20 protein-coding genes and 1 pseudogene are annotated in these 23573 nt (G+C 69.4%); 8 read left to right on the top strand and 13 right to left on the bottom strand.

Annotated features, from left to right (window positions below):
* Window positions 1-77: 77 nt before the first annotated feature.
* On the bottom strand, window positions 78-1364 hold the full coding sequence (locus tag ACZ5J1_RS05400; RefSeq protein ID WP_464563237.1) for an acetyl-CoA C-acetyltransferase: 1287 nt from the start codon (window positions 1362-1364) through the stop codon (window positions 78-80).
* 56 nt (window positions 1365-1420) lie between these two features.
* Here ACZ5J1_RS05400 and ACZ5J1_RS05395 point away from each other — a divergent pair, with 56 nt between their 5' ends.
* The gene (locus tag ACZ5J1_RS05395) at window positions 1421-2764 is read left to right on the top strand and encodes a 3-oxoacyl-ACP reductase (RefSeq protein ID WP_464563235.1); all 1344 of its coding nucleotides are present in this window, start codon (window positions 1421-1423) and stop codon (window positions 2762-2764) included.
* A gap of 9 nt (window positions 2765-2773) precedes the next feature.
* Complete coding sequence (locus tag ACZ5J1_RS05390) at window positions 2774-3661, top strand: MaoC/PaaZ C-terminal domain-containing protein (protein ID WP_464563233.1); 888 nt, start codon at window positions 2774-2776, stop codon at window positions 3659-3661.
* A 3-nt stretch (window positions 3662-3664) separates the two neighbouring features.
* Here ACZ5J1_RS05390 and ACZ5J1_RS05385 read toward each other — a convergent pair whose 3' ends face one another.
* Window positions 3665-4555, bottom strand: coding sequence for an acyl-CoA thioesterase (locus ACZ5J1_RS05385; protein ID WP_464563231.1), 891 nt, complete (start codon window positions 4553-4555; stop codon window positions 3665-3667).
* A complete protein-coding gene (locus ACZ5J1_RS05380; RefSeq protein ID WP_464563229.1) occupies window positions 4539-5471 on the bottom strand; it encodes a PAC2 family protein in 933 nt (310 codons plus the stop codon). Before ACZ5J1_RS05380 ends, ACZ5J1_RS05385 begins: the two co-directional genes overlap by 17 nt.
* 147 nt (window positions 5472-5618) lie before the next feature.
* Between ACZ5J1_RS05380 and ACZ5J1_RS05375 the strand changes: the two genes are divergently transcribed.
* From ACZ5J1_RS05375 to ACZ5J1_RS05360, 4 genes are read left to right on the top strand one after another with little or no spacing between them, the layout of a single operon-like run.
* Window positions 5619-6830, top strand: coding sequence for a thiolase family protein (locus ACZ5J1_RS05375; RefSeq protein ID WP_464563227.1), 1212 nt, complete (start codon window positions 5619-5621; stop codon window positions 6828-6830).
* A gap of 1 nt (window position 6831) precedes the next feature.
* Window positions 6832-8928 (top strand): 3-hydroxyacyl-CoA dehydrogenase NAD-binding domain-containing protein, encoded by a 2097-nt coding sequence (locus ACZ5J1_RS05370; RefSeq protein ID WP_464564717.1) that lies wholly within the window; start codon window positions 6832-6834, stop codon window positions 8926-8928.
* A gap of 25 nt (window positions 8929-8953) precedes the next feature.
* Window positions 8954-10195, top strand: coding sequence for a cation:proton antiporter (locus ACZ5J1_RS05365; RefSeq protein ID WP_464563225.1), 1242 nt, complete (start codon window positions 8954-8956; stop codon window positions 10193-10195).
* Between the two features lie 10 nt (window positions 10196-10205).
* Window positions 10206-10904 (top strand): L,D-transpeptidase family protein, encoded by a 699-nt coding sequence (locus ACZ5J1_RS05360; protein WP_464563223.1) that lies wholly within the window; start codon window positions 10206-10208, stop codon window positions 10902-10904.
* A 34-nt stretch (window positions 10905-10938) separates the two neighbouring features.
* Here the strand turns inward: ACZ5J1_RS05360 and ACZ5J1_RS05355 are convergent, their stop codons facing one another.
* Genes ACZ5J1_RS05355 through ACZ5J1_RS05340 form a run of 4 tightly spaced genes read right to left on the bottom strand, consistent with a single transcriptional unit; the run spans window position 10939 to window position 14957 of the window.
* The gene (locus ACZ5J1_RS05355; protein ID WP_464563221.1) at window positions 10939-12429 is read right to left on the bottom strand and encodes an APC family permease; all 1491 of its coding nucleotides are present in this window, start codon (window positions 12427-12429) and stop codon (window positions 10939-10941) included.
* On the bottom strand, window positions 12377-14311 hold the full coding sequence (gene dxs / locus ACZ5J1_RS05350; RefSeq protein ID WP_464563219.1) for a 1-deoxy-D-xylulose-5-phosphate synthase: 1935 nt from the start codon (window positions 14309-14311) through the stop codon (window positions 12377-12379). The genes ACZ5J1_RS05355 and dxs overlap by 53 nt, the downstream gene beginning before the upstream one ends.
* A complete protein-coding gene (locus ACZ5J1_RS05345) occupies window positions 14299-14697 on the bottom strand; it encodes a hypothetical protein (protein WP_464563217.1) in 399 nt (132 codons plus the stop codon). Before ACZ5J1_RS05345 ends, dxs begins: the two co-directional genes overlap by 13 nt.
* On the bottom strand, window positions 14676-14957 hold the full coding sequence (locus ACZ5J1_RS05340; RefSeq protein WP_464563215.1) for a hypothetical protein: 282 nt from the start codon (window positions 14955-14957) through the stop codon (window positions 14676-14678). The genes ACZ5J1_RS05345 and ACZ5J1_RS05340 overlap by 22 nt, the downstream gene beginning before the upstream one ends.
* Window positions 14958-14989: 32 nt before the next feature.
* On the opposite strand from ACZ5J1_RS05340, the gene ACZ5J1_RS05335 reads away from it, so the two are divergent.
* Window positions 14990-15187, top strand: coding sequence for a GNAT family N-acetyltransferase (locus ACZ5J1_RS05335; protein WP_464563213.1), 198 nt, complete (start codon window positions 14990-14992; stop codon window positions 15185-15187).
* Window positions 15188-15219: 32 nt separating this feature from the next.
* On the opposite strand, the gene ACZ5J1_RS05330 is transcribed toward ACZ5J1_RS05335, so the two are convergent.
* The 4 genes from ACZ5J1_RS05330 to ACZ5J1_RS05315 all read right to left on the bottom strand — a co-directional run bounded on the left by ACZ5J1_RS05330 (window position 15220) and on the right by ACZ5J1_RS05315 (window position 20040).
* Window positions 15220-15852, bottom strand: coding sequence for a Calx-beta domain-containing protein (locus tag ACZ5J1_RS05330; protein ID WP_464563211.1), 633 nt, complete (start codon window positions 15850-15852; stop codon window positions 15220-15222).
* Between the two features lie 145 nt (window positions 15853-15997).
* Window positions 15998-18688: an aconitate hydratase AcnA gene (gene acnA, locus ACZ5J1_RS05325; protein ID WP_464564715.1), complete on the bottom strand. Its 2691-nt coding sequence runs from the start codon at window positions 18686-18688 to the stop codon at window positions 15998-16000.
* A gap of 177 nt (window positions 18689-18865) precedes the next feature.
* Window positions 18866-19765 (bottom strand): hypothetical protein, encoded by a 900-nt coding sequence (locus ACZ5J1_RS05320; protein ID WP_464563209.1) that lies wholly within the window; start codon window positions 19763-19765, stop codon window positions 18866-18868.
* Between the two features lie 92 nt (window positions 19766-19857).
* Complete coding sequence (locus ACZ5J1_RS05315; protein WP_464563207.1) at window positions 19858-20040, bottom strand: hypothetical protein; 183 nt, start codon at window positions 20038-20040, stop codon at window positions 19858-19860.
* Here ACZ5J1_RS05315 and ACZ5J1_RS05310 point away from each other — a divergent pair.
* A pseudogene (locus tag ACZ5J1_RS05310) lies at window positions 19961-21049 on the top strand (uracil-xanthine permease family protein); the annotation flags it as partial. The gene ACZ5J1_RS05315 and the pseudogene ACZ5J1_RS05310 overlap by 80 nt on opposite strands.
* Before the next feature lie 94 nt (window positions 21050-21143).
* Here ACZ5J1_RS05310 and ACZ5J1_RS05305 read toward each other — a convergent pair.
* Window positions 21144-23036, bottom strand: coding sequence for an ABC transporter ATP-binding protein (locus ACZ5J1_RS05305; protein ID WP_464563205.1), 1893 nt, complete (start codon window positions 23034-23036; stop codon window positions 21144-21146).
* Between the two features lie 38 nt (window positions 23037-23074).
* Window positions 23075-23563, bottom strand: a complete 489-nt coding sequence (locus tag ACZ5J1_RS05300; protein ID WP_464563203.1) for a cupin domain-containing protein — start codon at window positions 23561-23563, stop codon at window positions 23075-23077.
* Window positions 23564-23573: the final 10 nt, after the last annotated feature.

Below are 23573 nucleotides of genomic sequence, written 5' to 3'. Positions count from 1 at the left end.
GTGAGCAGGCAGAAGTTTTCACGCGAAACGCAAACTTCCGCCCGCTCACCGGGCTGTGGGTGAGAACTTCTGCCTGCTCACCGTTCCACAATGGCCACGACACCCTGACCACCGGCGGCACAGACCGAGATCAGGCCGCGGCCCGATCCCTTCTCGTGCAGCAGCTTGGCCAGGTTGGTGATGATCCGACCGCCGGTGGCGGCGAACGGGTGACCCGCGGCGAGCGAGGAGCCCTTCACGTTGAGCTTCTCCCACGGGATCGCCCCGAGCGGCGCGTCCAGACCCAGCCGCTCGCGGCAGAACACAGGGTCCTCCCAGGCGGCGAGGGTGGAGAGCACCTGCGAGGCGAACGCCTCGTGGATCTCGAAGAAGTCGAAGTCGTCGAAGGTCAGGCCGTGCCGGGCCAGCAGCCGCGGGACCGCGTAGGCGGGCGCCATCAGCAGCCCCTCGCGACCGGTGACGTAGTCGACCGCCGCGACCTCGGAGTCGACGAAGTAGGCCAACGGCTCGAGCCCGTGCTCGGCCGCCCACTCGTCGGTGCCGAGCAGCACCGCCGAGGCGCCGTCCGTCAGCGGGGTGGAGTTGCCGGCCGTCATGGTGGCGGCCTCCCCCTTGCCGAAGGCGGGCTTGAGCTTGGCCAGCTTCTCCGCCGTGGAGTCGGCGCGCAGGTTGTTGTCGCGGTCGAGCCCGCGGAACGGCGTGATCTGGTCCTCGAACCAGCCGGCCTCGTAGGCGGCGGCCAGGTTCTGGTGGGAGCGGGCGGCGAGCTCGTCCTGCGCCTCGCGGGTGATCCGCCACTCCAGCGCGGTCAGAGCGGCGTGGTCGCCCATCGACAGCCGGGTGCGCGGCTCCACGTTGGCGGGGATGTTCGGCACGATGTCTCCGGGTCGGACCTTGAGCAGCGCCTTCACCCGAGCCCCGGTCGACTTCGCCCGGTTCGCCTCGAGCAGGATCTTGCGCAGGTTCTCCCCGAGCGCGATCGGGGCGTCGGACGTGGTGTCGGTCCCGCCCGCGATCCCGGAGTCGATCTGCCCCAGGGCGATCTTGTTCGCGATGTACGTCGCCGCCTGCAACCCGGTCCCGCAGGCCTGCTGGATGTCGACGGCGGGCGTCTCGGGGCCGAGCTTGGAGCCGAGCACCGACTCGCGGGTGAGGTTGAAGTCGCGGCTGTGCTTGAGCACCGCGCCGGCGGCGACCTCGCCGAGCCGCTCTCCTTCGAGACCGAACCGGGCGGTGAGGCCGTCGATCGCCGCAGTCAGCATCTGCTGGTTCGAGGCGGTCGCGTAGGCGCCGTTGGAGCGCGCGAACGGGATCCGGTTGCCGCCGAGAACGGCGACCTTGCGAATGGGGCCGGAGGAAGTCATGTGATGGATCCTACGAAATGTGGACACTGAGTTACACGCATAGTTACATATGTCTCATGGCCGATCAGTATCAGTCCTTCACCCACTCTGCCCTCGGCAAGCTCGCCGTCAAGAACCTGGGCCTGCCGAATCCGGCCCGGCTCGAGCGGTACGTCGACGGCGCCGCCCTGATCCAGGGCACCGTGCTGACCGGCGGACGTGGACGCGTGGTCGAGTCGCTGCCCGCGACCCTGGCGCTGCTCGGCGCCGAGGACGTGCACGCGGCGCGGCAGGACGAGGCGACGTACAAGGCGCTGGTCTTCGACGCCACCGGTCTCACCTCGCCAGCAGAGCTCATCGCGCTCCAGGAGTTCTTCACCCCGACGCTGCGGTCTCTCTCCCCCTGTGCCCGCGTCGTCGTGGTCGGAACTCCTCCGGAGAACGTCGCCGGCGAAGAGCGGATCACGCAGCGAGCCCTCGAGGGCTTCACCCGCAGCCTGGGCAAGGAGATCGGTCGCGGCTCGACGGTGCAGCTGGTCTACGTCGCCGAGGGCTTCGAGTCCTCGCTCACCTCGACGCTCGGCTTCCTGCTCTCGGCGAAGTCGGCCTACGTCAGCGGCCAGGTGGTCCGGATCGGACAGCACGGGGCGAGCCCGGCCACGTCGGCGGACGAGCAGGTCCCGGCGAAGCCGCTGGCCGGCAAGGTCGCGCTGGTGACCGGGGCGAGCCGCGGCATCGGCGAGCAGATCGCCCGGGTGCTGCACCGCGACGGCGCGACCGTCCTCGGCATCGATGTGCCCCAGGCGGCCAGCGAGCTCCAGCAGGTCACCCGCGAGATCGACGGCGACTGGCTCACGCTCGACATCACCGCGCCGGACGCACCGCAGCGGATCGCGCAGCACCTGCTCGAGCACCACGGCGGCGTCGACGTCGTGGTGCACAACGCGGGCATCACCCGGGACAAGAAGCTGGCCAACATGGACGAGTCCCGCTGGGACTCCGTGATCGCGGTCAACCTGATCGCGCCCGAGCGGATCACCGCGGAGCTGTTGGCGCAGAAGGTGATCAACGCCAACGGTCGGATCATCGGCGTGGCCTCGATCGCCGGGATCGCGGGCAACGTCGGCCAGACCAACTACGCCGCCTCGAAGGCCGGGGTGATCGGCACGGTCGACGCGCTGGCGGACGAGTTGACCGACGGCATCACGATCAACGCCGTCGCTCCCGGGTTCATCATCACGGCGATGACGGCGGCCGTCCCGCTGGCCACCCGCGAGGTCGGCCAGCGCCTCAACGCGCTGGCCCAGGGCGGCCTCCCGGTCGACGTCGCCGAGACGATCGCCTGGTTCGCCAGCCCGGCCTCGACCGCCGTCAACGGCAACGTCGTTCGGGTCTGCGGCCAGATGATGCTCGGCGCCTAGGGTTCTCCCGTGACATCTTCAGCGCGCGTCGTGTCCGGCGAGACCGGGATCGGCACCCTGGCCAAGCTCGCCCTCCCCGCGATTCCGGGGGTCAACGCCCTGCCGGGGATCCGGAAGAGGGGCGGACCCTTCGAGGGGCTGGCCTTCACCCGTCCGCCGGTCACGGTCGAGCGCGCCGCCGTCGAGGCCTACGCCGAGGTGTGCCACTTCGACGTCCGCGACACCGTCCCACTCCCCTGGCCGCACCTGCTCGCCTTCGGGCTGCACATGGCGATGATGTCCGACCCCGCCTTCCCCGCCCCGGCGATGGGGATGGTGCACCTGGAGAACTCGATCGTCCAGCACCGACCGATCGCGATCGGCGAGACCCTCGAGGTCGCCGCGAGCGTGGGCGCCGGCAGTCCGCATCCGCGGGGCACCCGGTACGACCTGCTCAGCACCGTCTCCAGCGACGGTGAGGTGGTCTGGGAGGAGACCTCGACCTACCTGCGCCGCGGCCGCGGCGACGAGTCGGCGTCGTGGGGACTCACGCTTCCCGAGGTCGCCGAGCGCGGCACCGGTTGGAAGCTCCCCGCCGACCTCGGCCGACGCTACGGCCGGGTCTCAGGTGACCTGAACCCCATCCACCTCTACCCGCTGAGCGCCAAGGCCCTGGGGTTCAAGCGCCAGATCGCGCACGGGATGTGGACCCTCGCCCGTTCCGTCGCCGCGCTGGAGAACCGGCTGCCCGACGCGGTCCGGGTCGATGTCGCGTTCCGCAAGCCGGCGTTCCTGCCGAGCACGGTGATGTTCGGCGCCCACGAGATCCCCTCCGAGACCGGCACCGGTTGGGCCTTCGCTCTCGGCAAGGCCGGCTCCGACACCGTGCACCTCAACGGCGTGACGACCGCGCTCTAGCGATCAGGACTGCCGGGGCGGACGGATGAGACCCTCCTGGGTCACCGTCGCGCCCAGCACCCCGTCCTCGGTGAACACCCGTCCGACCGCCAGCCCGCGGCCGCCCTGGGCCGAGGGCGAGATCTGGTCGTAGAGCCACCACTCATCGGCACGGAACGGCCGATGGAACCAGATCGAGTGGTCGAGCGAGGCCATCTGGATGCCGGAGTGGTCCAGCGAGTGCGCGGCCAGCGACGCCCCGAGCAGCGTGATGTCGCTCATCCAGACGAAGGCGCCGAGCTGGATCTTCGGGTCGTCGGGCAGGCGCCCGTTGAGCTTGAGCCACATCCGCTGACGCGACGGGTGGTCGGGGTCGTGCGGCAGACCGCGTTGCGAGCTGCCGATGGCGCGTGCGTCGACGACACCCCACTCCTCGGCGAGCGCCTTCCCCTCGGGGTCGGTGCGCGCCTTGAGCAGCGAGGTCAGGTCGAGCCCCATCTCGGGCGGGATGACGTCGGGCATCCGGTCCTGGTGCTCGAAGCCCTCCTCGTGCCGGTGGAAGTTCGAGGTCTGGTAGTAGATGTCGCGGCCGTGCTGGCGCGCGGCCACCCGACGGGTCGCGAACGAGCGGCCGTCCCGGATCCGCTCGACGTCGTAGATGATCGGCTGCGTCGGGTCACCCGGCAGCAGGAAGTACGAGTGCATCGAGTGCAGGTAGTACTCGTCCTCGACGGTGCCGATCGCGGCCATCACCGACTGCGCGGCGACCTGGCCACCGAAGGAGCGGCCGCGGCCGTTGTCGGCGCCGGTCCCGCGGAACAGGTTGTCGTCGAGCTGTTCCAGGGTCAGAACATCCAGGAGCGCCTTCAGCGCGGCGCCTTCCGACTCACTCGTCGACTCACTGGTCTGGGTCATGGTCCTCATCTTCGAGCCCTGCCAGGAATCGCTCAAATTCCAAGCCCAGCTCCTCGCCGGTCGGGAGCGGCTGGTTCGCCGCGAGCAGGTTCTGGCCCGACTCCTCGGCACGGGTGAAGGCGTCGTACTGCCGCTCGAGCGCCTCGACGACCTCGGCCACCTCGGGGTTCTGCTCGAGGTAGGTGCCGATCTCGGCGATCCGCGCGGTGGCCTCGACCTGCAGGTCGGCGAGGTCGAGGGTGAGGCGCGCGGCGTACTCGACCTGCTCCAGCAGGCTGACCGCCGCCGGCGGGTAGTCGAGCTGAGCGAGGTAGTGCGGGATGTGGGCGACGAACCCGAGGGCGTCGTGGCCCCACTCGCCGAGCCGGAGCTCGACCAGGACCTGCGCACTGGACGGCACCCGGAGCTCGCCCTGCCAGGGGCTCTCGGAGGTGAGCAGCTCAGGGTCGTTGGCGTGGTGGGTCAGGGTGAGCGGACGGGTGTGCGGGACCGCCATCGGCACCGAGCCGAGGCTGACCACGGTATCGACGCCGAAGTGCTCGATCACGGTGCGCACGGCACGGGCGAACGCCTCCCACCGGTTGTCGGGCTCCGGACCGCTCATCAGGAGGTACGGCGTCCCGCCGGTGTCGTGCAGCAACCGCACCACCAGGCGGGGTGCGTCGTAGTCGGTGTAGTGGTCGCGCGCGAACGTCACCGTGGGCCGGCGGGCGCGGTAGTCGTGGAACGCGTCGACGTCGAACGTCGCGACGACCGGCGCGGAGGCAGCCGATTCGACCAGGTAGCGGGCCGCCCGCGCCGAGGCGTTGCCGGCGTCGAGGAAACCGTCGAGGACCTGCAGCATCACCAGCGGGCCGTCGTAGGACTCCAGTGCGTCGACCTCATCGACGATGTGGACCAGCTTCGACTTCGCCATCTCGGCCCCCGTTCCCCGTCTGCGCAACACACCGCCCTAACCGTGCGTGAGGTAGACCCTATTCCCCGAACAAGTTACCGACGAGTAATGTAGCCGTGGTGGCTCCTTCCGGAGTCCCGTCCCCGCCCCTCTCATGCAGGAGAACTCGTGACCCGAGAACTGCGCGAAGTCGTCTTCGTCGACGGCGTACGCACTCCGTTCGGCAAGGCCAAGGGCCAGTACGCCGAGACCCGCGCCGACGACCTGGTCGTCAAGCTGATCCGCGAACTGGTGCGCCGCAACCCGTCGCTGCCGCCCGAGCGGATCGACGACGTGGCGATCGCTGCGACCACCCAGATCGGCGACCAGGGCCTGACCCTCGGCCGCACCGCCGGCCTGCTGGCCGGCCTGCCGCAGTCGGTTCCCGGCTACTCCATCGACCGGATGTGCGCGGGCGCCATGACCGCCGTCACCTCCGTCGCGGGTGGCATCGCCTTCGGTGCCTACGACATCGCGATCGCCGGTGGCGTCGAGCACATGGGCCGTCACCCCATGGGCGAGGGCGTCGACCCGAACCCCCGGATCATCTCCGAGAAGCTGGTCGACCCGTCCGCGCTCGTGATGGGCAACACCGCCGAGAACGTCCACGACCGCTACCCGGCGATCACCAAGGAGCGCGCCGACGCCTACGCCGTCGCCTCCCAGGAGAAGGCCGCCCAGGCCTACGTCGACGGCAAGATCCAGCCCGACCTCGTCCCCGTCGCCACCCGTTCGGTGGAGAAGGGCTGGGGCCTGGCCACCACCGACGAGCCGATGCGCCCGGGCACCACGCTCGAGTCGCTCGCCGGTCTCAAGACCCCGTTCCGTCCGCACGGTCGGGTCACCGCCGGCAACGCCGCGGGCATCAACGACGGTGCCACCGCGTCGCTGCTCGCCTCCGAGGAGACCGCGCTCGAGCTCGGTCTGCCGATCAAGATGAAGATGGTCACCTACGCCTACGCCGGGGTCGCCCCCGAGGTGATGGCCGTCGGCCCGATCCCGTCGACCGAGAAGGCGCTGGCCAAGGCCGGCCTGACCATCGACGACATCGACGCCTACGAGCTCAACGAGGCGTTCGCCATCCAGGTGCTCGCCTTCCTCGACCACTTCGGCATCGACCAGGACGACCCGCGGGTCAACCCGTACGGCGGCGCGATCGCGTTCGGTCACCCGCTGGCGTCGTCCGGCGTCCGTCTGATGATCCAGCTGGCCCGCCAGTTCGAGGAGGACCCGTCGATCCGCTACGGCCTGACCTCGATGTGCATCGGCCTGGGCATGGGCGGCACCGTGATCTGGGAGAACCCGAACTGGAACGGCGAGAAGAAGAAGGTTGGTGCCTGAGATGACTGACATCAAGCAGCTCCTCGTGGACATCGAGAAGGTCTACACCGACGACGAGGTCGTCACCCAGGCCCGCCTGTCCAAGGTCACGTTGCCCTCGGGCAAGGTCCTCGGTCTGGTCACCCTGGACAACGGCCTGGACCACACCCGACCCAACACCTTCGGCCCGAAGGGCCTGGTCGAGCTCAACACGGCGTACGACGCCGCGCTGGCCGACGACACCATCGACGCGATCGCGGTGACCGGCAAGCCGTTCATCCTCGCCGCGGGTGCCGACCTGAACACGTTCAAGCAGGCTCCGACCGAGGGCGTGCGCACCATCGCCGAGCTCGGTCACGCGGTGTTCCGCAAGCTCGCTGACGGCAACGGCGTAGCCAAGAAGCCGTCGTTCGGCTTCATCAACGGTCTCGCCCTCGGCGGTGGCCTCGAGGTCGCGCTGCACGCCGACTACCGCACCGTCATCGAGACCGTGCCGGCCGTCGGTCTGCCCGAGGTCATGCTCGGCCTCATCCCCGGATGGGGTGGCGCCTGGCTGCTGCCGAACCTGATCGGTCCCGAGCGGGCCGCGAAGGTGTTCATCCAGAACCCGCTCAACAACGGCACCGTGCTGCGCAACGGTGCCGAGGTGGTCGAGCTCGGCATCGCCGACGTCGCCTTCAACGGTGCCGACTACCTCGAGCAGTCGCTGATCTGGGCCGACCGGGTCCTCACCGGCGAGATCGTCGTCGAGCGGGCCCCGATCAACCGCGAGGCCGGCTGGGACGAGGCGGTCAAGAACGCCGGGTTCTTCGCCTGGGCGAAGACCGGCAACGCCTCCCCCGCCGCGGCCAAGGCCGTCGAGCTGCTCACCCTGGCCAAGACCGCGTCCAAGGACGAGGGCTTCGCCGCCGAGGACGAGGCACTCACCGCCGCCGTCTCCCAGCCGGAGACCCTGGCGAGCCTCTACTCCTTCGACCTGGTGCAGAAGCGGGCCAAGCGTCCCGCCGGCGCCCCGGACCGGTCGCTGGCCCAGCCGATCACCAAGGTCGGCATCATCGGTGCCGGTCTGATGGCCTCGCAGTTCGCGCTGCTCTTCATCCAGCGGCTCAAGGTGCCGGTCGTGCTGGTCGACCTCGACCAGGAGCGGGCCGACAAGGGCGTGGCCTACGTCCACGCCGAGCTCGACAAGCGCCTGGCCAAGGGCCGTGCCTCGCAGGACGCCACCAACCGGCTCAAGGCGCTGGTCTCGGCGACGACCGACTACGAGGTCGCCTTCTCCGACGCCGACTTCATCATCGAGGCCGTCTTCGAGGAGCTCGGTGTGAAGAAGACCGTCTTCGCGAACGCGGAGAAGGTCGCACCCGCCACGGCGGTCTTCGCGACCAACACCTCCTCGCTCTCGATCACGGAGATGGCCGCCGACCTCGAGCACCCCGAGCGGGTCGTCGGCTTCCACTTCTTCAACCCCGTCGCGGTGATGCCGCTGCTGGAGATCATCAAGGGCGAGCAGACCTCCGACGCCGCGCTGGCCACGGCGTTCGCGGCCGGCAAGGGTCTGGGCAAGACCACGATCCTGGTGCAGGACAGCCCGTCCTTCATCGTGAACCGGCTGCTCGGCCGGTTCATGGGCGAGGTCGCCAAGATCGCCGACGAGGGCACCCCGATCAACGTCGTGGACCAGGCCTTCGCCGGGGTCACCCCGATGCCGCCGTACATGTTGATCGCGCTCGTCGGACCGGCGATCGCCTACCACAACAACGAGACGCTGCACGAGGCGTTCCCGGAGCGGTTCTACCTCTCGGAGAACCTGCACAAGGTGGTCGAGGCGAAGAAGGGCTCCTTCTACGCCGCCGACGGCACGACGGTCGACCCCGAGGTCGCCGCGCTGCTCACCGTCGGTGACACCGTGCTGACCCCGGAGCAGGTGCGCCGCCAGACCCTCGAGGCCCTGGCGGACGAGACCCGGCGGATGCTCGACGAGGGCGTCGCCGCTGCTCCCGAGGACATCGACCTGGGCATGATCACGGGCGCCGGGTTCCTGTTCTGGAACGGTGGCCTCACCCAGCTGCTCGATCGCGAGGGGATCTCCGAGGCCGTCACGGGCCGCACGTTCCACTGAGCTCGGGATCTCTAGACTCCTCCGCATGACTGCGGAGGAGCTCAGCCTCGAAGCCGCCACCACTCTGATGCTCTGCTTGGGCGTCGGGGTGGTGGCGGTGGTGATTTCGGACATCGTCGGTCGCTGGATCCCGGTCCCCGCGGTCGTGCTGGAGATCCTCGGCGGGATCCTGATCGGCCCGGCTGTGCTCGGGATCGCGCACGACAACACCGTCGTGTCGGCGTTCTCCGAGCTGGGCCTGACGCTGCTGATGTTCCTGGCAGGGTACGAGATCCAGATGTCGAAGGTCGCCGGTCGGCCTCTGAAGTCGGCGCTGGCCGGGTGGACCGGTTCGCTGGTGCTCGGCCTCGGCACCGGGGTGCTGATCATGACCTCGATGCGACCCGAGGACGACCTCACCGCCGGGTTCGTGATCGGGATGCTCTTCACGACCACCGCGCTCGGCACGATCCTGCCGATCCTGCGCGACACGGGCGATGCCGACACCCGCTTCGGCGCTTTCATCCTCTCGGCCGGCGCGGTCGGCGAGTTCGGCCCCATCGTCGCGATCGCGGTCCTGCTCAGCGGTGACGCGGTCTGGTACACGCTCCTGGTGCTGGCCGCGTTCGTGCTGGTCTCGGCGACCGTGCTGCTCCTCGCCCAGCGTCGGCACCCCGACCGGTTGCGCCGCCTGATGGAGCGGACGCTCTCCTCCAGCGGGCAGCTCGGGGTGCGGACCGCGATGCTGCTGGTGCTGTTCATGGTCTGGGTCGCCGCCGAGCTCGGTCTCGACGTCCTGCTGGGCGCCTTCACCGCCGGGCTGGTGGTGCGCTACTTCCTCTCCGGGACGAGCGAGGAGACCCACGAGGGCACCGTGGCCCGGATCGAGGGCGTCGGCTTCGGCCTGCTGATCCCCATCTTCTTCGTCGTCAGCGGGATCCGTTTCGACCTCGACGCCCTCCTCTCCGACGGCCGCGCCCTGGCGCTGGTCCCCATCGCCCTCGTGCTGCTCCTGGTGATCCGGGGCGGCCCGATCTGGTTGACGCTGCACGGAAGTCTCGCCGGGAGGGACCGCCTGGGGGCGTCGGTGTACGCCGCCACGGCGCTGCCCCTGATCGTGGTGATCACCGGGCTCGGCGTCGCGGACGGCACGTTGAAGCCGGCCACGGCTGCCGCGTTCATCGGCGCCGGGATGTTGTCGGTCCTGATCTTCCCGCTGCTGGCCACCCGGATCCGCGGCGTCCACGTCGACCCGGACGTCTATCACGACGCCCCCGAGGGCCTGTAGCGTCCGTGACATGCGCCGCCTGGTCGCCGTCGTCGTCGTGGTCGTGTCGTTCGTCGGGATGCTGCTCGCCTCCCCTGCTTCGGCCGATCCATCGACCACCGTGCGCCAGACGCAGCAACGGCTGAACCAGCTGGGCTGCGACGCGGGCCCGGCCGACGGCCGTCGCGGCCGGCACACCGAGACGGCGGTCGTCCGCTTCCAGACCCGTCTGGGCCACGCTGCCACCGGTCGGCTCACCGATCGCGAGCGGTCGTCGTTGGTCGACGCGTCTGCGCCCCGCTGCGACGTCCGACCCGTCCCGGCCCACACCGGTCAGGGCCGGCGGATCGTGATCTCGCAGAAGCAGAACTGGATCTGGCTGATCGGTTCCGCGGGTCGCGTCGTCGCCCAGGCGGGGATCGTGGACAACCCCGGCGTGCTGGAGAAGGGCCGCTGGCACACCGGCTCCTACTGCGGTCGTCCGTCCCGGGTGAAGCTGAACAGCTCCGGCTCCCTGCGGATGCAGAACTTCGTCCGGTTCGCCCCCTGCGGGATCGGCTTCCACCGGATCCCCACCCGCGGCGCGACCGGCCCCCAGATCCACCCCGACTGGTACCTCGGCACCAACCTGGCCGGGAACTCCCACGGCTGCATCCGGGTCAGCAGGGCGATGAGCCAGCGGATCTGGGACTTCACCTCCGGCCGCCGCACCCTCGTCGTCGTCCGCTAGCCGACTTGAGGGTTCCGACCGCCGACTTGAGGGTTCAGGGCGCCGAGTTGAGGGTTTCCGCGGCCACCCGGCTGCGGCGGTAGCCGTAGCTGAAGTACACGACGAAGCCGATCGCCATCCACACCAGGAACCGCAGCCAGGTCTCGATGCTCAGGTTGAGCGCGAGGTAGAGGCAGATCAGCGCGGACAGGAGCGGCAGCCACGGGCTGAGCGGGACCCGGAACGGACGATGCAGGTCGGGGCGGCTGCGGCGCAGCACCGGAACCGCGATGCTGACCAGCGCGAACGCGGTCAGGGTGCCGATGTTGACCATCTCCTCGAGCTTCCCGATCGGGGTGAACCCAGCGACCACCGCGACCACGGTGCCGACCGCGAGGGTGATCCGGACGGGCGTGCCGGAGCGGGCTGAGGTCTTGCCGAACCCCGGCGGGAGCAGCCGGTCCCGGCTCATCGCGAACAGCACCCGGGAGGTGCCGATCAGGAGGGTCATCACCACCGTCGTGAGACCGGCGACAGCACCCGCCGAGATGAGGGTGGCGAACCCGTCCCTGCCGACGTCTCGGAACGCGGTCGCCAGCGCGGCCGACGTGTCGATCTCGTCGTAGGAGACCATGCCCGTGATGACCAGGGCCACGGCGACGTACAGGACGGTGCAGATCACCAGCGAGCCGATGATGCCGCGGGGCAGGTCGCGCTGCGGGTTCCTCGCCTCCTCGGCCGTGGTGGCGACGACGTCGAACCCGATGTAGGCGAAGAAGACGACCGAGGCCGCGGTCACGATCCCCAGCACGCCGTACGTCGCCGGCTCGAGGCCGAACGCCCACTGGATCAGGGGCTGGGTGATGCCGTCGACGCTGACCGGGTCGGCGCGCGGCGGCACGAACGGGTGGTAGTTGTCGGCGTTGATGTAGAAGAGTCCGGCCACGATCACGAACAGCACGACGAAGAGCTTGACCGCGACCAGGACGAGGTTGACCCGCATCGACTCCTTGATCCCGTAGGCGACGAGCGCCGTCAGGACCACCACGAGGAGCAGGGCGGGCAGGTTGAGGTGACCCCACGTGAACGCGTCGGACTCGACCGGGCCGATCCCGCTCGGCCAGGTCAGTCCGATCTGGTCGAGGAAGGTGACGAAGTAGGCGCTCCAGCCCTGCGCGACGACCGAGGCACCGAGCATCAGCTCCAGGACGAGGTCCCAGCCGATGATCCAGGCGATCAGCTCACCCAGCGTCGCGTAGGAGAACGTGTAGGCCGATCCGGAGACCGGAACCGTCGAGGCGAACTCGGCGTAGCAGAGGGCCGCGAGGCCACAGCAGATCGCCGCGATGATGAAGGAGAAGACCACCGCCGGTCCGGCGTACTGCGCCGCGGCGCGGCCGGTCAGGGTGAAGATGCCGGCGCCGATGATGACGCCGATGCCGAAGACGGTGAGGTCGAGGGCGCTCAGCCTGCGCTTGAGCTGGTACTCCGGTTCATCGGCGTCGGCCAGCGACTGCTCGATCGATTTGCGGCGCATCAGATCCATGGGCGTCTCCTTCGGCAGCGTTGCCTTCGGCCAGTTCCTCCACGATGGACAGCGCGATCGCCTGCGCCGTCAGTCCGATCCGTTCAAGGATCTTGGGTCGCTTCGCGTGGTCGAGGAACTCCTGCGGGATGCCGTGGATCCGCACCGGCGTGCCGATCCCGGCGGCCGACAGGGTCTGCAGGAAGACCGCGCCGACACCGCCGATCACCCCGTTGTCCTCGATCGTCACGACCAGGCGGTGCTCGGCAGCGAGCTCGACCAGGGCGGGGTCGACAGGCTTGACCCAGCGGGGGTCGACGACGGTGACGCCGAGGCCCTGGGCGGTGACGCGTTCGGCGACCTCGACGCCGACGCCGGCCATCGAACCGACGGCGACGACCAGCACGTCCTGGGCGCCCTCGCGGACCAGGACGTCAGCCGCGCCGACCCGTCCGATCGCCTCGAGGTCCTCGGGCGGCGGGCCCTTGGGGTACCGGACCACGGTCGGGGCGTCGTCGACGGTGACCGCCTCGCCGAGCAGCTCCCGCAGCCGGGCCGCGTCACGCGGAGCGGCGAGGCGGAGACCCGGCACGACCTGCAGCACCGACATGTCCCACATGCCGTTGTGGCTGGCGCCGTCGTCGCCGGTGACACCCGAGCGGTCCAACGCGAACGTGACACCGGTGCGGTGCAACGCGCAGTCCATCAGGACCTGGTCGAAGGCACGGTTGAGGAACGTGGCGTAGAGAGCGACGACCGGGTGCATCCCGCCCATCGCGAGGCCCGCAGCGGCGGTGGCCGCGTGCTGCTCGGCGATGCCGACGTCGAAGGTGCGCTCGGGGAAGCGCTCCTGGAACGCGTCGAGTCCAACGGGGTGCATCATCGCGGCGGTGATCGCCACCAGATCGGGGCGCTCCTCCCCCAGTCGGAGCATCTCGGAGGCGAAGACGTCGGTCCACGAGGAGGCCTTGGGGTGCTCGACACCGGTCTCGACGTCGAACGGACCCGGGGCGTGGAACTGGTCGGCCGCGTGGTTCTCCGCGGCGTCGTACCCGTTCCCCTTGCGGGTCAGGGCATGCACGATCACGGGGCCGCCGAAGCCCTTGGCCTGGCGCAGGGCCTGCTCCATCGCGGCGCGGTCGTGACCATCGACCGGGCCGACGTACTTCAGGCCGAGGTCCTCGAAGAGACCCTGGGGCGCGATCGCGTCCTTGATCCCCTTCTTGACCGCATGCAGCACCTCGTACGTCGCCCCGCCGCCGGGCACGGTCGGCAGCTTGCGCTTGACGGTGTCGAGGACGCGTTCGTAGCGCGGGTTGGTCCGCAGGCTGGTGAGGGCGTTCGCCAGACCACCGATGGTCGGCGTGTAGGAGCGACCGTTGTCGTTGACCACGATCACCAGCTTGGAGTCCCGGGCGATCGCGATGTTGTTGAGCGCCTCCCAGGCCATCCCGCCGGTGAGTGCGCCGTCGCCGATCACGGCGACCGTGTGCCGGTCCTCGCCCCGGATCGCGTAGGCCTTGGCGAGGCCGTCGGCGTACGACAGAGCGGTCGAGGCGTGCGAGTTCTCGACCAGGTCGTGCTCGGACTCGGCCTGCGACGGATAGCCCGACAGGCCACCCTCCTGGCGCAGCGTGTCGAACCGCTCGACCCGCCCGGTGAGCAGCTTGTGCACGTAGGACTGGTGGCCCGTGTCCCACACGATCCGGTCGCGCGGCGAGTCGAAGACCCGGTGCAGGGCCAGGGTGAGCTCGACGACACCGAGGTTGGGTCCGAGGTGGCCGCTGGTGCGGGCGGTGGTGCGGATCATGAGGTCTCTGATCTCGCTCGCCAGGACATCGAGATCGGCGTCGCTGAGCCGATCGAGGTCGCGCGGTGAGGAGATCCCCGTCAGAACACGCATAGCGGCCAGACTACCCGGATCGGACGGGGATCTTTACGCCGGCGAAACCTCGCCACCGCGAGTGTCGGCCAGAGTTCGGGGGCATGGAGATCCTCTCGAAGGCGTGGCAGTCCGATCTCGCTCTGCGTGCCGCTGCCGGGAGCGAGATCGAGGACCACGGCACCTGCCTCCTCGTCCGCACGCCCGAGAATCCGGGATTCGTCTGGGGCAACTTCCTGCTGCTGCGCCGCACGCCGCTGCGCCGCGACCTGACCACCTGGGAACGGGTCTTCGACGAGGCCTTCCCTGACGCGGAGCACCGCGCGTTCGGGATCGACGATCCCACCGGCAGCGTGGCAGACCTGGCGCCCTTCGCTGCTCGCGGCTACGAGGTCGAGGTCACGCACGCGATGACCGCCAGTGAGCTGACGCCGCGGCGCCGACTCGACGCCGACGTGGTGATCCGCCAGCTCAAGACCGACCAGGACTGGGAGGAGCGGATCGCGCTGTCGCGGGCCGTCGACGAGGCGACGTACGGCGCCGGGTTCGTCGAGTTCCTCATCCTCAAGGCGGCGGCGGAGAGGGCGATGGCCGAGGCAGGGACCGGAGACTGGTTCGGCGCCTTCGTCGGCGACACGATGGTGTCGGGGCTCGGGATCTTCGCCACCGGGCACGGACCGTGCACGGTTCCAGGACGTCGTGACCCGGCCCGACTGGCGCGGTCGGGGCCTGGCCTCCGCTCTGGTCGTGCACGCCGGCACCTATGCGATCGACGCGCTCGGCGCCGAGTCGCTGGTGATCGTGGCCGACCCGCGCAACCCGGCCTACCGGCTCTACCAAGCGGTCGGGTTCACCGCGGTCGAAACGCAGCTGCAGGCCACCCTCCGGGGAGGGTGACCTGCAGCCAGGTCGTGCTGGTGATGGTGCGATCAGCTGGTGGGGGCCGTGGTGTCGTTGTCGGCGATCACGACGGTCGTGGTGGCACGGCCACGCGGGCCCGCGCACCAGGCCCTGGAGGTGCCCTCGCGCTTGGAGGCCTTGCGGGCCGCGGCCTTCGTGGCCGACGTCGCCTTGAACCGGACGAAGAAGCGCTCCTTCTTCTCCACGGCGGTGTCGTCGAGGATCGGGACGGTGACGGTCGCGGTCCGGGTGCCGGCGGCGATGGTCACGGTGCCGGAGCTGGCGGTGTAGTCCTGCCCGGCGACGGCGAGGTGGTCGGACCACTTCCCGCCGGAGCGCCGCTGTGCCGGCGCGGACGGCGCGGGTGCGGGGGTCTTGTCGAAGGTGGCCCAGGTGAAGGTCGCGTCGGCCGGCGCCTTCTTGCTGAGCCGGAGGGTCACGGTCGCGGTGCCGGCGCCTTCGTCGACGACGACCCGCGAGGTCTTGATGTTGGCGTGCCCCCATGCGTGGCCACGGTGATGCCCGTGGTTGGTGTGCTCGTGCCGCGCGTCGCGTGAGTCGCCCTTGCCTCCGTGGGCCGAGGCCGCCGGAGCGGTCAGACCCAGGGCAAGTGCACCGACGGCGGTGGTAACGAGGACCCGAGTTGTTGTTTTCGTTGCCATGCCCACGACGCTAACAGGGTGGTCTAGACCAGTCCAGTCCTCCCCGAAATTGGTGAGAAATGTGAACCGGGGGGAAGTAACGCGCTCAGCGTTACTTCCCCCCGGTTCAGCAGGTTCGTGGGGTTACTTTCCCCCAGTTCACCGATCAGCCAGCGTTGACCAGGTTCCGCAGGACGTACTGCAGGATCCCGCCGTTGCGGTAGTAGTTCGCCTCACCGGGGGTGTCGATCCGGACGACCGCGTCGAACGTGATGCCGGTGTCCGTGGTGACCTTGACCGTCTTCGGCGTGGTGCCCTCGTTGAGCGCGGTGATGCCGGAGATCGAGAACGACTCCTCACCGGTCAGACCGAGCGAGTCGGCGTTCTGGCCCGCGGGGAACTGCAGCGGGATGACGCCCATGCCGATCAGGTTCGAGCGGTGGATGCGCTCGTACGACTCCGCGATGACGGCCTTGACGCCGAGCAGCGAGGTGCCCTTGGCGGCCCAGTCACGCGACGAGCCCGAGCCGTACTCCTTGCCCGCCAGGACGACGAGCGGGGTGCCGGCGGCGATGTAGTTCACCGAGGCGTCGTACACGGCGACGACCGGGGCATCGGCCTGGGTGAAGTCACGCGTGACGCCACCCTCGGTGCCCGGGGCGACCTGGTTCTTGATCCGGATGTTGGCGAAGGTGCCGCGGATCATGATCTCGTGGTTGCCGCGACGCGAGCCGTAGGAGTTGAAGTCGCGCTGGGCGACGCCGTTCTCCGCGAGGTAGCGACCGGCCGGGCTGTCGGCCTTGATGTTACCGGCCGGCGAGATGTGGTCGGTCGTGACCGAGTCACCCAGCTTGAGCAGCACCCGGGCACCGTCGATGTCGGTCACCGGCGACGGGGTCAGGCTCATCCCGTCGAAGTACGGCGCCTTGCGGACGTAGGTCGAGTCCTCGTCCCACGTGAACGTGGAACCGGTCGGGGTCGGCAGGTTCTGCCAGCGCTCGTCACCGGCGAAGACGTCGGCGTAGTCGCGGGTGAACATCTCGGTGTCGATCGCACCGGCGATGGTCGACTCGACCTCGGCCGGGGTCGGCCAGATGTCCTTGAGGTAGACCGGGTTGCCGTCGGTGTCGGTGCCGAGCGCGTCGTTGAACAGGTCGATGTCCATCGTGCCGGCGATCGCGTAGGCGATGACGAGCGGCGGGGACGCCAGGTAGTTCATCTTCACGTCGGGGTTGATCCGACCCTCGAAGTTCCGGTTGCCGGACAGGACCGAGACGACGGCGAGGTCGTGCTCGTTCACCGCGGCGGAGACCTCGGGGATGATCGGGCCGGAGTTACCGATGCAGGTGACGCAGCCGTAGCCGACGAGGTTGAAGCCGACCTTCTCCAGGTACGGCGTCAGGCCGGCCTTGTCGTAGTAGTTGGTGACGACCTTGGAGCCGGGCGCCAGCGTGGTCTTGACCCACGGCTTGCGGGTCAGGCCCTTCTCGACGGCCTTCTTCGCCAGCAGCGCCGCACCGATCATGACGCTCGGGTTGGAGGTGTTGGTGCAGGAGGTGATCGACGCGATCGTGACGGCGCCGTTCTTCAGCTCGAACGTCTCACCGTTCTCCAGGGTCACCGGGATGGTGGCCTCGGGAGCCGAGGTGTACGTCGGCAGGTGGCCGGCGAACGACGTCTTGGCGTCGGTCAGCTCGACACGGTCCTGCGGACGCTTCGGGCCGGCGATGGACGGGACCACGGTGGAGAGGTCGAGCTCGAGCTTCTCGGAGAAGCGCGGCTCGGCGGCCGGGTCGAGCCAGAGGCCCTGCTCCTTGGCGTAGGCCTCGACCAGCGCGAGCTGGTCCTCGGAGCGACCGGTCAGGCGCAGGTAGTTGATCGTCTCGTCGTCGATCGGGAACATCGCGACGGTGGAGCCGAACTCGGGGCTCATGTTGCCGATCGTGGCGCGGTTGGCCAGCGGCAGGGCCGCGACGCCGGCGCCGTAGAACTCGACGAACTTGCCGACCACGCCGTGCTTGCGGAGCAGCTCGGTGATGGTGAGCACCAGGTCGGTGGCGGTGGAGCCCTCGGGCAGGTCGCCGGTGAGCTTGAAGCCGACGACGCGCGGGATCAGCATGGAGACGGGCTGGCCGAGCAGGGCCGCCTCCGCCTCGATGCCACCGACACCGAAGCCGAGGACGCCGAGGCCGTCGACCATGGTGGTGTGCGAGTCGGTGCCGACGCAGGTGTCGGGGTAGGCCAGCAGCTCACCGTCGACGGTGCGGGTGAAGACGGTGCGGGCCAGGTGCTCGATGTTGACCTGGTGCACGATGCCGGTGCCCGGCGGGACGACCTTGAAATCGTCGAACGCGGTCTGGCCCCAGCGCAGGAACTGGTAGCGCTCCTTGTTCCGGTCGTACTCGATCTCGACGTTCTTCTCGAACGCCTCCGGCGTGCCGAAGACCTCGGCGATGACGGAGTGGTCGATGACCATCTCGGCCGGGGAGAGCGGGTTGATCTTGGTCGGGTCGCCACCGAGGTCGGCAGCGGCCTCGCGCAGGGTGGCCAGGTCGACGATGCAGGGCACGCCGGTGAAGTCCTGCATGATCACGCGCGCCGGCGTGAACTGGATCTCCTTGTCCGGCTCGGCGGTCTCGTCCCAGCCGGCCAGCGCCTTGATGTCGGCGGCGGTGATGTCCGCGCCGTCCTCGGTGCGGAGCAGGTTCTCGAGCAGGACCTTGAGCGAGTACGGCAGTGAGGCGACGTCGAGGCCCTCACCGGTGACCGCATCGAGGCGGAAGATCTGGTAGTCGGTGCCGCTCACCGACAGGGTGCTCTTGGCACCGAAGCTGTTCTTGCTGGCCAACGCCGTCATCTCCTCTTGGCACGCGGTCGCCACGACCGCACGGTGGTTGCACAGGCAGGTGGGGTCAATCCTGCCGCCTGTGTTCCCCACCCGGAAAGTAAGGCTTACCTTGCTCGCCCGGGCTGGGATCCAACCGAATATCTCTCGATATCAAGATACACGATGTCGAGGGGTTTGGCTGAACTCTCAGGCGGCGGGTCGGGTGAAGGCCCAGGAGATCTGCGCGAAGGTCCATCCCTCCGCCGGCGGGGTGTACTTCAAGGTGAAGCCGAGGTTGGAGTAGTCGAGAAGGCTCGCCGTTCCGGGGTTGTTGCCGGGGTCCGCCTTCACGTAGAAGCAGGCGACTCCCTCGGAGGCAGTCGGGCTCTGGAAGGACCCGGTGCACCGCCCGTCCCCGGAACCGGCGACACCGACGATGCTGGTGACCGGCTTCGGGAAGCTGACCGCAAGGCCGCGGACCTCAGGACCCTCGAAACCGGTGCCGTCAGCCGGATCATGGCCGGCGACGTACGCGATCGAGGCGTAGCCCGTCACGGTGCTCCCCTTCGAGATCGCGCCGGTGTCGGAGTAGTGGGTGAGCGACTCCACCGCCGCCGGGTCGAGGTTGCCGAACCCGATCGTCATGGGCGCGATGTTCTCGCCCTTGATCGTGAGCGGACCGATGTTCTCCGAGGTGATCGCGTTCTCCGCGAGGTCGAGGTTGGTGATCGTGCCGTTGGCGATGTCGGAGCTGGTGATCGAGTTGTCCCGCAGCACACGGCTGTTGACCGACCCGGTCGCCATGTTGGGATCGAAGATCTGGCCGACTCCGATGTCCTGGCTGCCGATCGAGCGGTCGGCGATGTCGATGCCGCCCAGCGAACCGTTCTTGATGTCCGCTCCTCCGAGCGATCCGTCCTGCACCTTGATGCCCGTGACCGCGTTGTTCTTGAGGTTCTTGGTGCCCACCGAGTTCGGCGCCAGCTTCTTCACCGCGCTCGCGACGGCGCTGGGTCCGCCGGCGAACCCGACGACGGCGATGAGCAGCGCGAGGGTGGCGACGACGTTGGCGTAGGTCGGCCGGAAGGACGGTCGGCTGAAGGACATGACCTCAGTCTCTCCCGGGATCTCTACTCTGATCGCATTACGTCGCGATCGTCGACCACTACAGCACCCGGAGGAACCATGTCCTGGACCATTCACGGCGACGGCAGGTCCGTCTCCCCCGGCGACGTCGTCAAGCCGGGTGAACGGCTGTCCTGGCCCCGCACCATCGGCCTCGGCGGCCAGCACGTCGTGGCGATGTTCGGCGCGACCTTCCTGGTGCCGATCATCACCGGCTTCGACCCGAGCACGACGTTGCTCTTCTCCGGTCTCGGCACGCTCCTCTTCCTGCTGCTCACCCGGAACCGGCTGCCGAGCTACCTGGGCTCCTCGTTCGCCTTCATCTCCCCCGTGCTGGCCGCGAAGAACGGCGACGACATCTCGACCGCGCTGTTCGCCATCATCGCGACGGGATTCACCCTCGCCCTGGTCGGCCTCCTGGTGATCAAGGTCGGCACCGGCTGGATCCACACCCTCATGCCGCCGGTCGTGATGGGTGGCGTGGTCGCCCTGATCGGCTTCAACCTCGCCCAGGCGTCGTGGAACAACGTGATCAACCTCGACGCAGGCGGCCTCTACCCGCCGGGCGGGAAGCCGGTCGACGACCAGCACCTGTTCCTGGCCACGGTGACCGTGCTGGCGATCGTCGTCATCGCCGCGCTCTTCCGCGGGATCCTCGGCCGGATCGCGGTCCTGCTCGGCTTCGTCGTCGGTTACCTGGTCTCGATCCCGATGGGCGTGCCGAACTTCGACGGCGTGAAGGCGGCCGACTGGTTCGGCCTCCCGAACCTGACCGCACCCTCGGCCGACTGGTCGACCCTGCCGATGTTCCTGCCGGTCGTCTTCGTCCTCATCGCCGAGAACGTCGGGCACGTCCGCGCGGTCGCCCACCTGGTCAAGGACGACTCGATCAACGACCTGACGGGCCGAGCGCTCCTGGCCGACGGTGTCGCGACCATGATCGCCGGTTCCGGTGGTGGCTCCGCCACGACGACGTACGGCGAGAACATCGGCGTCATGTCGGCCACGCGGGTCTTCTCCACGGCCGCCTACTGGGTGGCGGGCATCGTGGCGTTCGCCCTGGCGATGTCACCGAAGTTCGGCGCGCTGCTCTTCACCATCCCGAACGGTGTCATCGGCGGCGCGACCCTCGTTCTGTACGGCGTCATCGGACTGATCGGCGTCCGGATGTGGATCGACGCCCGTGTCGACTTCGGCATCCAGAAGAACCTCTTCCCGGTCGCGGCCGCGCTCATCATCGCGATGGGGATGGGCAACGACGTGATCACGTTCGGCGACTTCACCCTCGGCGGGATCGCCGTGGCGACCGCCGCCATCCTGGTGCTCTACCACCTGATGAACGGCTGGAGTCCCTGCGCGGTCAGGCCTCGGAGTCGCCGGCAGCCTGACCCAGCGGCTCGGCGAACTGGGTCCGGTACAGCTCCTCGTACCGGCCGCCGGCGGCGAGCAGCTCCACGTGGGTGCCGCGCTCGACGATGGCGCCGCCCTCGACGACGAGGATCTGGTCGGCGGCGCGCACGGTCGAGAGCCGGTGCGCGATCACCAGCGCGGTCCGTCCGGCGAGCGCCTCGGTCAGCGCCGCCTGCACCGCTGCCTCGGAGGTGGAGTCCAGCGAGGCGGTCGCCTCGTCGAGTATCACCACCCGCGGCTGCTTCATCAGCAGGCGGGCGATGGTCAGTCGCTGACGCTCACCGCCGGAGAGTCGGTAGCCGCGCTCCCCCACCACCGTGTCCAGACCGTCCGGCAGGGCGCCGACCAGATCGGCGAGGCGGGCCCGGCCGAGCGCGTCCCACAGGTCGGCCTCGGTCGCCTCGGGGCGGGCGAGCAGCAGGTTGCCGCGGATCGAGTCGTGGAAGAGGTGGCCGTCCTGGGTCACCATGCCGACCGCACCGCGGATCGACTCCGAGGTCAGGTCCCGCACGTCGGTGCCGGCGAGCCGGACCGACCCGGAATCGACGTCGTACAGGCGGGAGACGAGCTGGGCGATCGTCGACTTGCCGGCCCCCGAGGAGCCCACCAGCGCCACGACCTGGCCGGGCTCCGCGCGCAGCGAGATCCCGTGCAGCACCTCGTCGCCGCCACGCGCGTCGAGCGTCGCGACCGCCTCCAGCGAGGCGAGCGAGACCTTGTCGGCCGACGGGTAGGAGAACCGGACGTCGTCGAACTCGACGGCGACCGGGCCGTCGGGGACGGCGCGGGCCGTGGGCCGGTCCACGATGAGGGGCGCGAGGTCGAGCACCTCGAAGACCCGCTCGAAGCTGACCAGGGCACTCATCACCTCCACCCGGGCACTCGCCAGCGAGGTCAGCGGCGCGTAGAGCCGGGTGAGCAGCAAGGACAGCGCCACCACGTCGCCCGCGTCCAGGGTGCCGTCGAGCGCCAACGAGCCACCGACGCCGTACACGACCGCGACGGCCAGGGCGGAGACCAGCGTCAGCGCGGTGACGAAGGTGGTCTGCACCATCGCGGTCCGGACCCCGATCTCGGCGACCCGGCTGGCGCGGGCGGCGAACTCGACGGACTCCTGCTCGGGACGGCCGAACAGCTTGACCAGGGTGGCGCCGGGCGCGGAGAAGCGCTCGGTCATCTGGTTGCCCATGGCGGCGTTGTGGTCGGCGGCCTCGCGCTGGATGCCGGCCAGACGGCGACCCATCCGCCGCGCGGGCACGACGAACACCGGGAGCAGGATGAGCGCCAGCAGGGTGACCTGCCAGGAGATCCCGATCATCACCACCAGCGTCAGGGCGAGGGTGACCAGGTTGCCGACGACGCCGGAGAGCGTGGAGCTGAAGGCCCGCTGCGCGCCGATCACGTCGTTGTTGAGCCGGCTGACCAGGGCGCCGGTCCGGGTCCGGGCGAAGAAGGCGATCGGCATCCGCTGGACATGGTCGAACACGGCGGTGCGCAGGTGCAGGATGAGCCCCTCACCGATCCGGGCCGACAACCAGCGTGACCACAGACCGATCCCGGCATCGAGCACCGCGATCCCCGCGATCGCCAGGGCGAGCCGGACGACGACCGCCTGGCTGTCGCCGGCGACGATCGCGTTCACGACCTTCCCTGCGAGGACCGGGGTCGCCACCGCCAGGGCCGCTCCCACGACGCTGAGCAGCACGAAGCCGGTCAGGTCGCGCCACTGCGGCCGGGCGAAGGCGAGGATCCGACGGGCGGTCCGTCCGCTGAACGCGCGCCGCTCGTCCGACGAACCGTGCATGCGGTACATCTGGCTCCACGCGATCTGCTCCATGCTCATGGAACGGACAGTAGGTCCTCCAAGGCCGAAGCGACGGATCAGACGTAGATGTTGTCGTGCTCCTCGAAGAACGCCTCGAGCTCGTCGTGACTCGGTTTCCACCGCCCTTCGGCGAGCTCGACCAGCCCCTCGAAGTAGGCCTCCCGCGGCGCCCCGGGCGCGAACAGGATCAGCAACGACACCGGCTCCCCGGATCGGTTCTTGAACCCGTGCAGTCCACCCTCGGGCACGTGGTCGAAGTCCCCCACGCGGGCGTCGAACCACTCCGTGCCGCTGTACAGCTGCACCGTCCCGGACAGCACGAAGAAGGACTCGCTCATGGTGCGGTGGAAGTGCGGGTCAGCACCCGACACCTCGGGTCCCATGTCCCACCGGTAGAGCCCGAACCGACCCTTGGTCGTCGCGCCCGTGGCCAGGTAGCTCGCAGCGCCGCCGGGACGCGGGAGATCCGGGGGCGTGTCCACTGGACGGAAACGGGCTGTGACCTCACCCGTGGTGCCGAAGTACTGGGGCGGCGGGTAGCTCATCTCCCGACGG

It is taken from the genome of Nocardioides sp. JCM 18999 (assembly GCF_055391175.1).
This window is presented reverse-complemented; position numbering and strand designations above follow the sequence as displayed.

What these genes read in the sequence shown, in the direction of transcription:
- ACZ5J1_RS05400 (WP_464563237.1), bottom strand. Translation starts at nt 1,364, where the DNA reads ATGACTTCCTCCGGCCCCATTCGCAAGGTCGCCGTTCTCGGCGGCAAC.
- ACZ5J1_RS05395 (WP_464563235.1), top strand. Translation starts at nt 1,421, where the DNA reads ATGGCCGATCAGTATCAGTCCTTCACCCACTCTGCCCTCGGCAAGCTC.
- ACZ5J1_RS05385 (WP_464563231.1), bottom strand. Translation starts at nt 4,555, where the DNA reads ATGACCCAGACCAGTGAGTCGACGAGTGAGTCGGAAGGCGCCGCGCTG.
- ACZ5J1_RS05380 (WP_464563229.1), bottom strand. Translation starts at nt 5,471, where the DNA reads ATGGCGAAGTCGAAGCTGGTCCACATCGTCGATGAGGTCGACGCACTG.
- ACZ5J1_RS05370 (WP_464564717.1), top strand. Translation starts at nt 6,832, where the DNA reads ATGACTGACATCAAGCAGCTCCTCGTGGACATCGAGAAGGTCTACACC.
- ACZ5J1_RS05365 (WP_464563225.1), top strand. Translation starts at nt 8,954, where the DNA reads ATGACTGCGGAGGAGCTCAGCCTCGAAGCCGCCACCACTCTGATGCTC.
- ACZ5J1_RS05360 (WP_464563223.1), top strand. Translation starts at nt 10,206, where the DNA reads ATGCGCCGCCTGGTCGCCGTCGTCGTCGTGGTCGTGTCGTTCGTCGGG.
- ACZ5J1_RS05355 (WP_464563221.1), bottom strand. Translation starts at nt 12,429, where the DNA reads ATGGATCTGATGCGCCGCAAATCGATCGAGCAGTCGCTGGCCGACGCC.
- dxs (WP_464563219.1), bottom strand. Translation starts at nt 14,311, where the DNA reads ATGCGTGTTCTGACGGGGATCTCCTCACCGCGCGACCTCGATCGGCTC.
- ACZ5J1_RS05330 (WP_464563211.1), bottom strand. Translation starts at nt 15,852, where the DNA reads ATGGCAACGAAAACAACAACTCGGGTCCTCGTTACCACCGCCGTCGGT.
- acnA (WP_464564715.1), bottom strand. Translation starts at nt 18,688, where the DNA reads ATGACGGCGTTGGCCAGCAAGAACAGCTTCGGTGCCAAGAGCACCCTG.
- ACZ5J1_RS05320 (WP_464563209.1), bottom strand. Translation starts at nt 19,765, where the DNA reads ATGTCCTTCAGCCGACCGTCCTTCCGGCCGACCTACGCCAACGTCGTC.
- ACZ5J1_RS05305 (WP_464563205.1), bottom strand. Translation starts at nt 23,036, where the DNA reads ATGAGCATGGAGCAGATCGCGTGGAGCCAGATGTACCGCATGCACGGT.
- ACZ5J1_RS05300 (WP_464563203.1), bottom strand. Translation starts at nt 23,563, where the DNA reads ATGAGCTACCCGCCGCCCCAGTACTTCGGCACCACGGGTGAGGTCACA.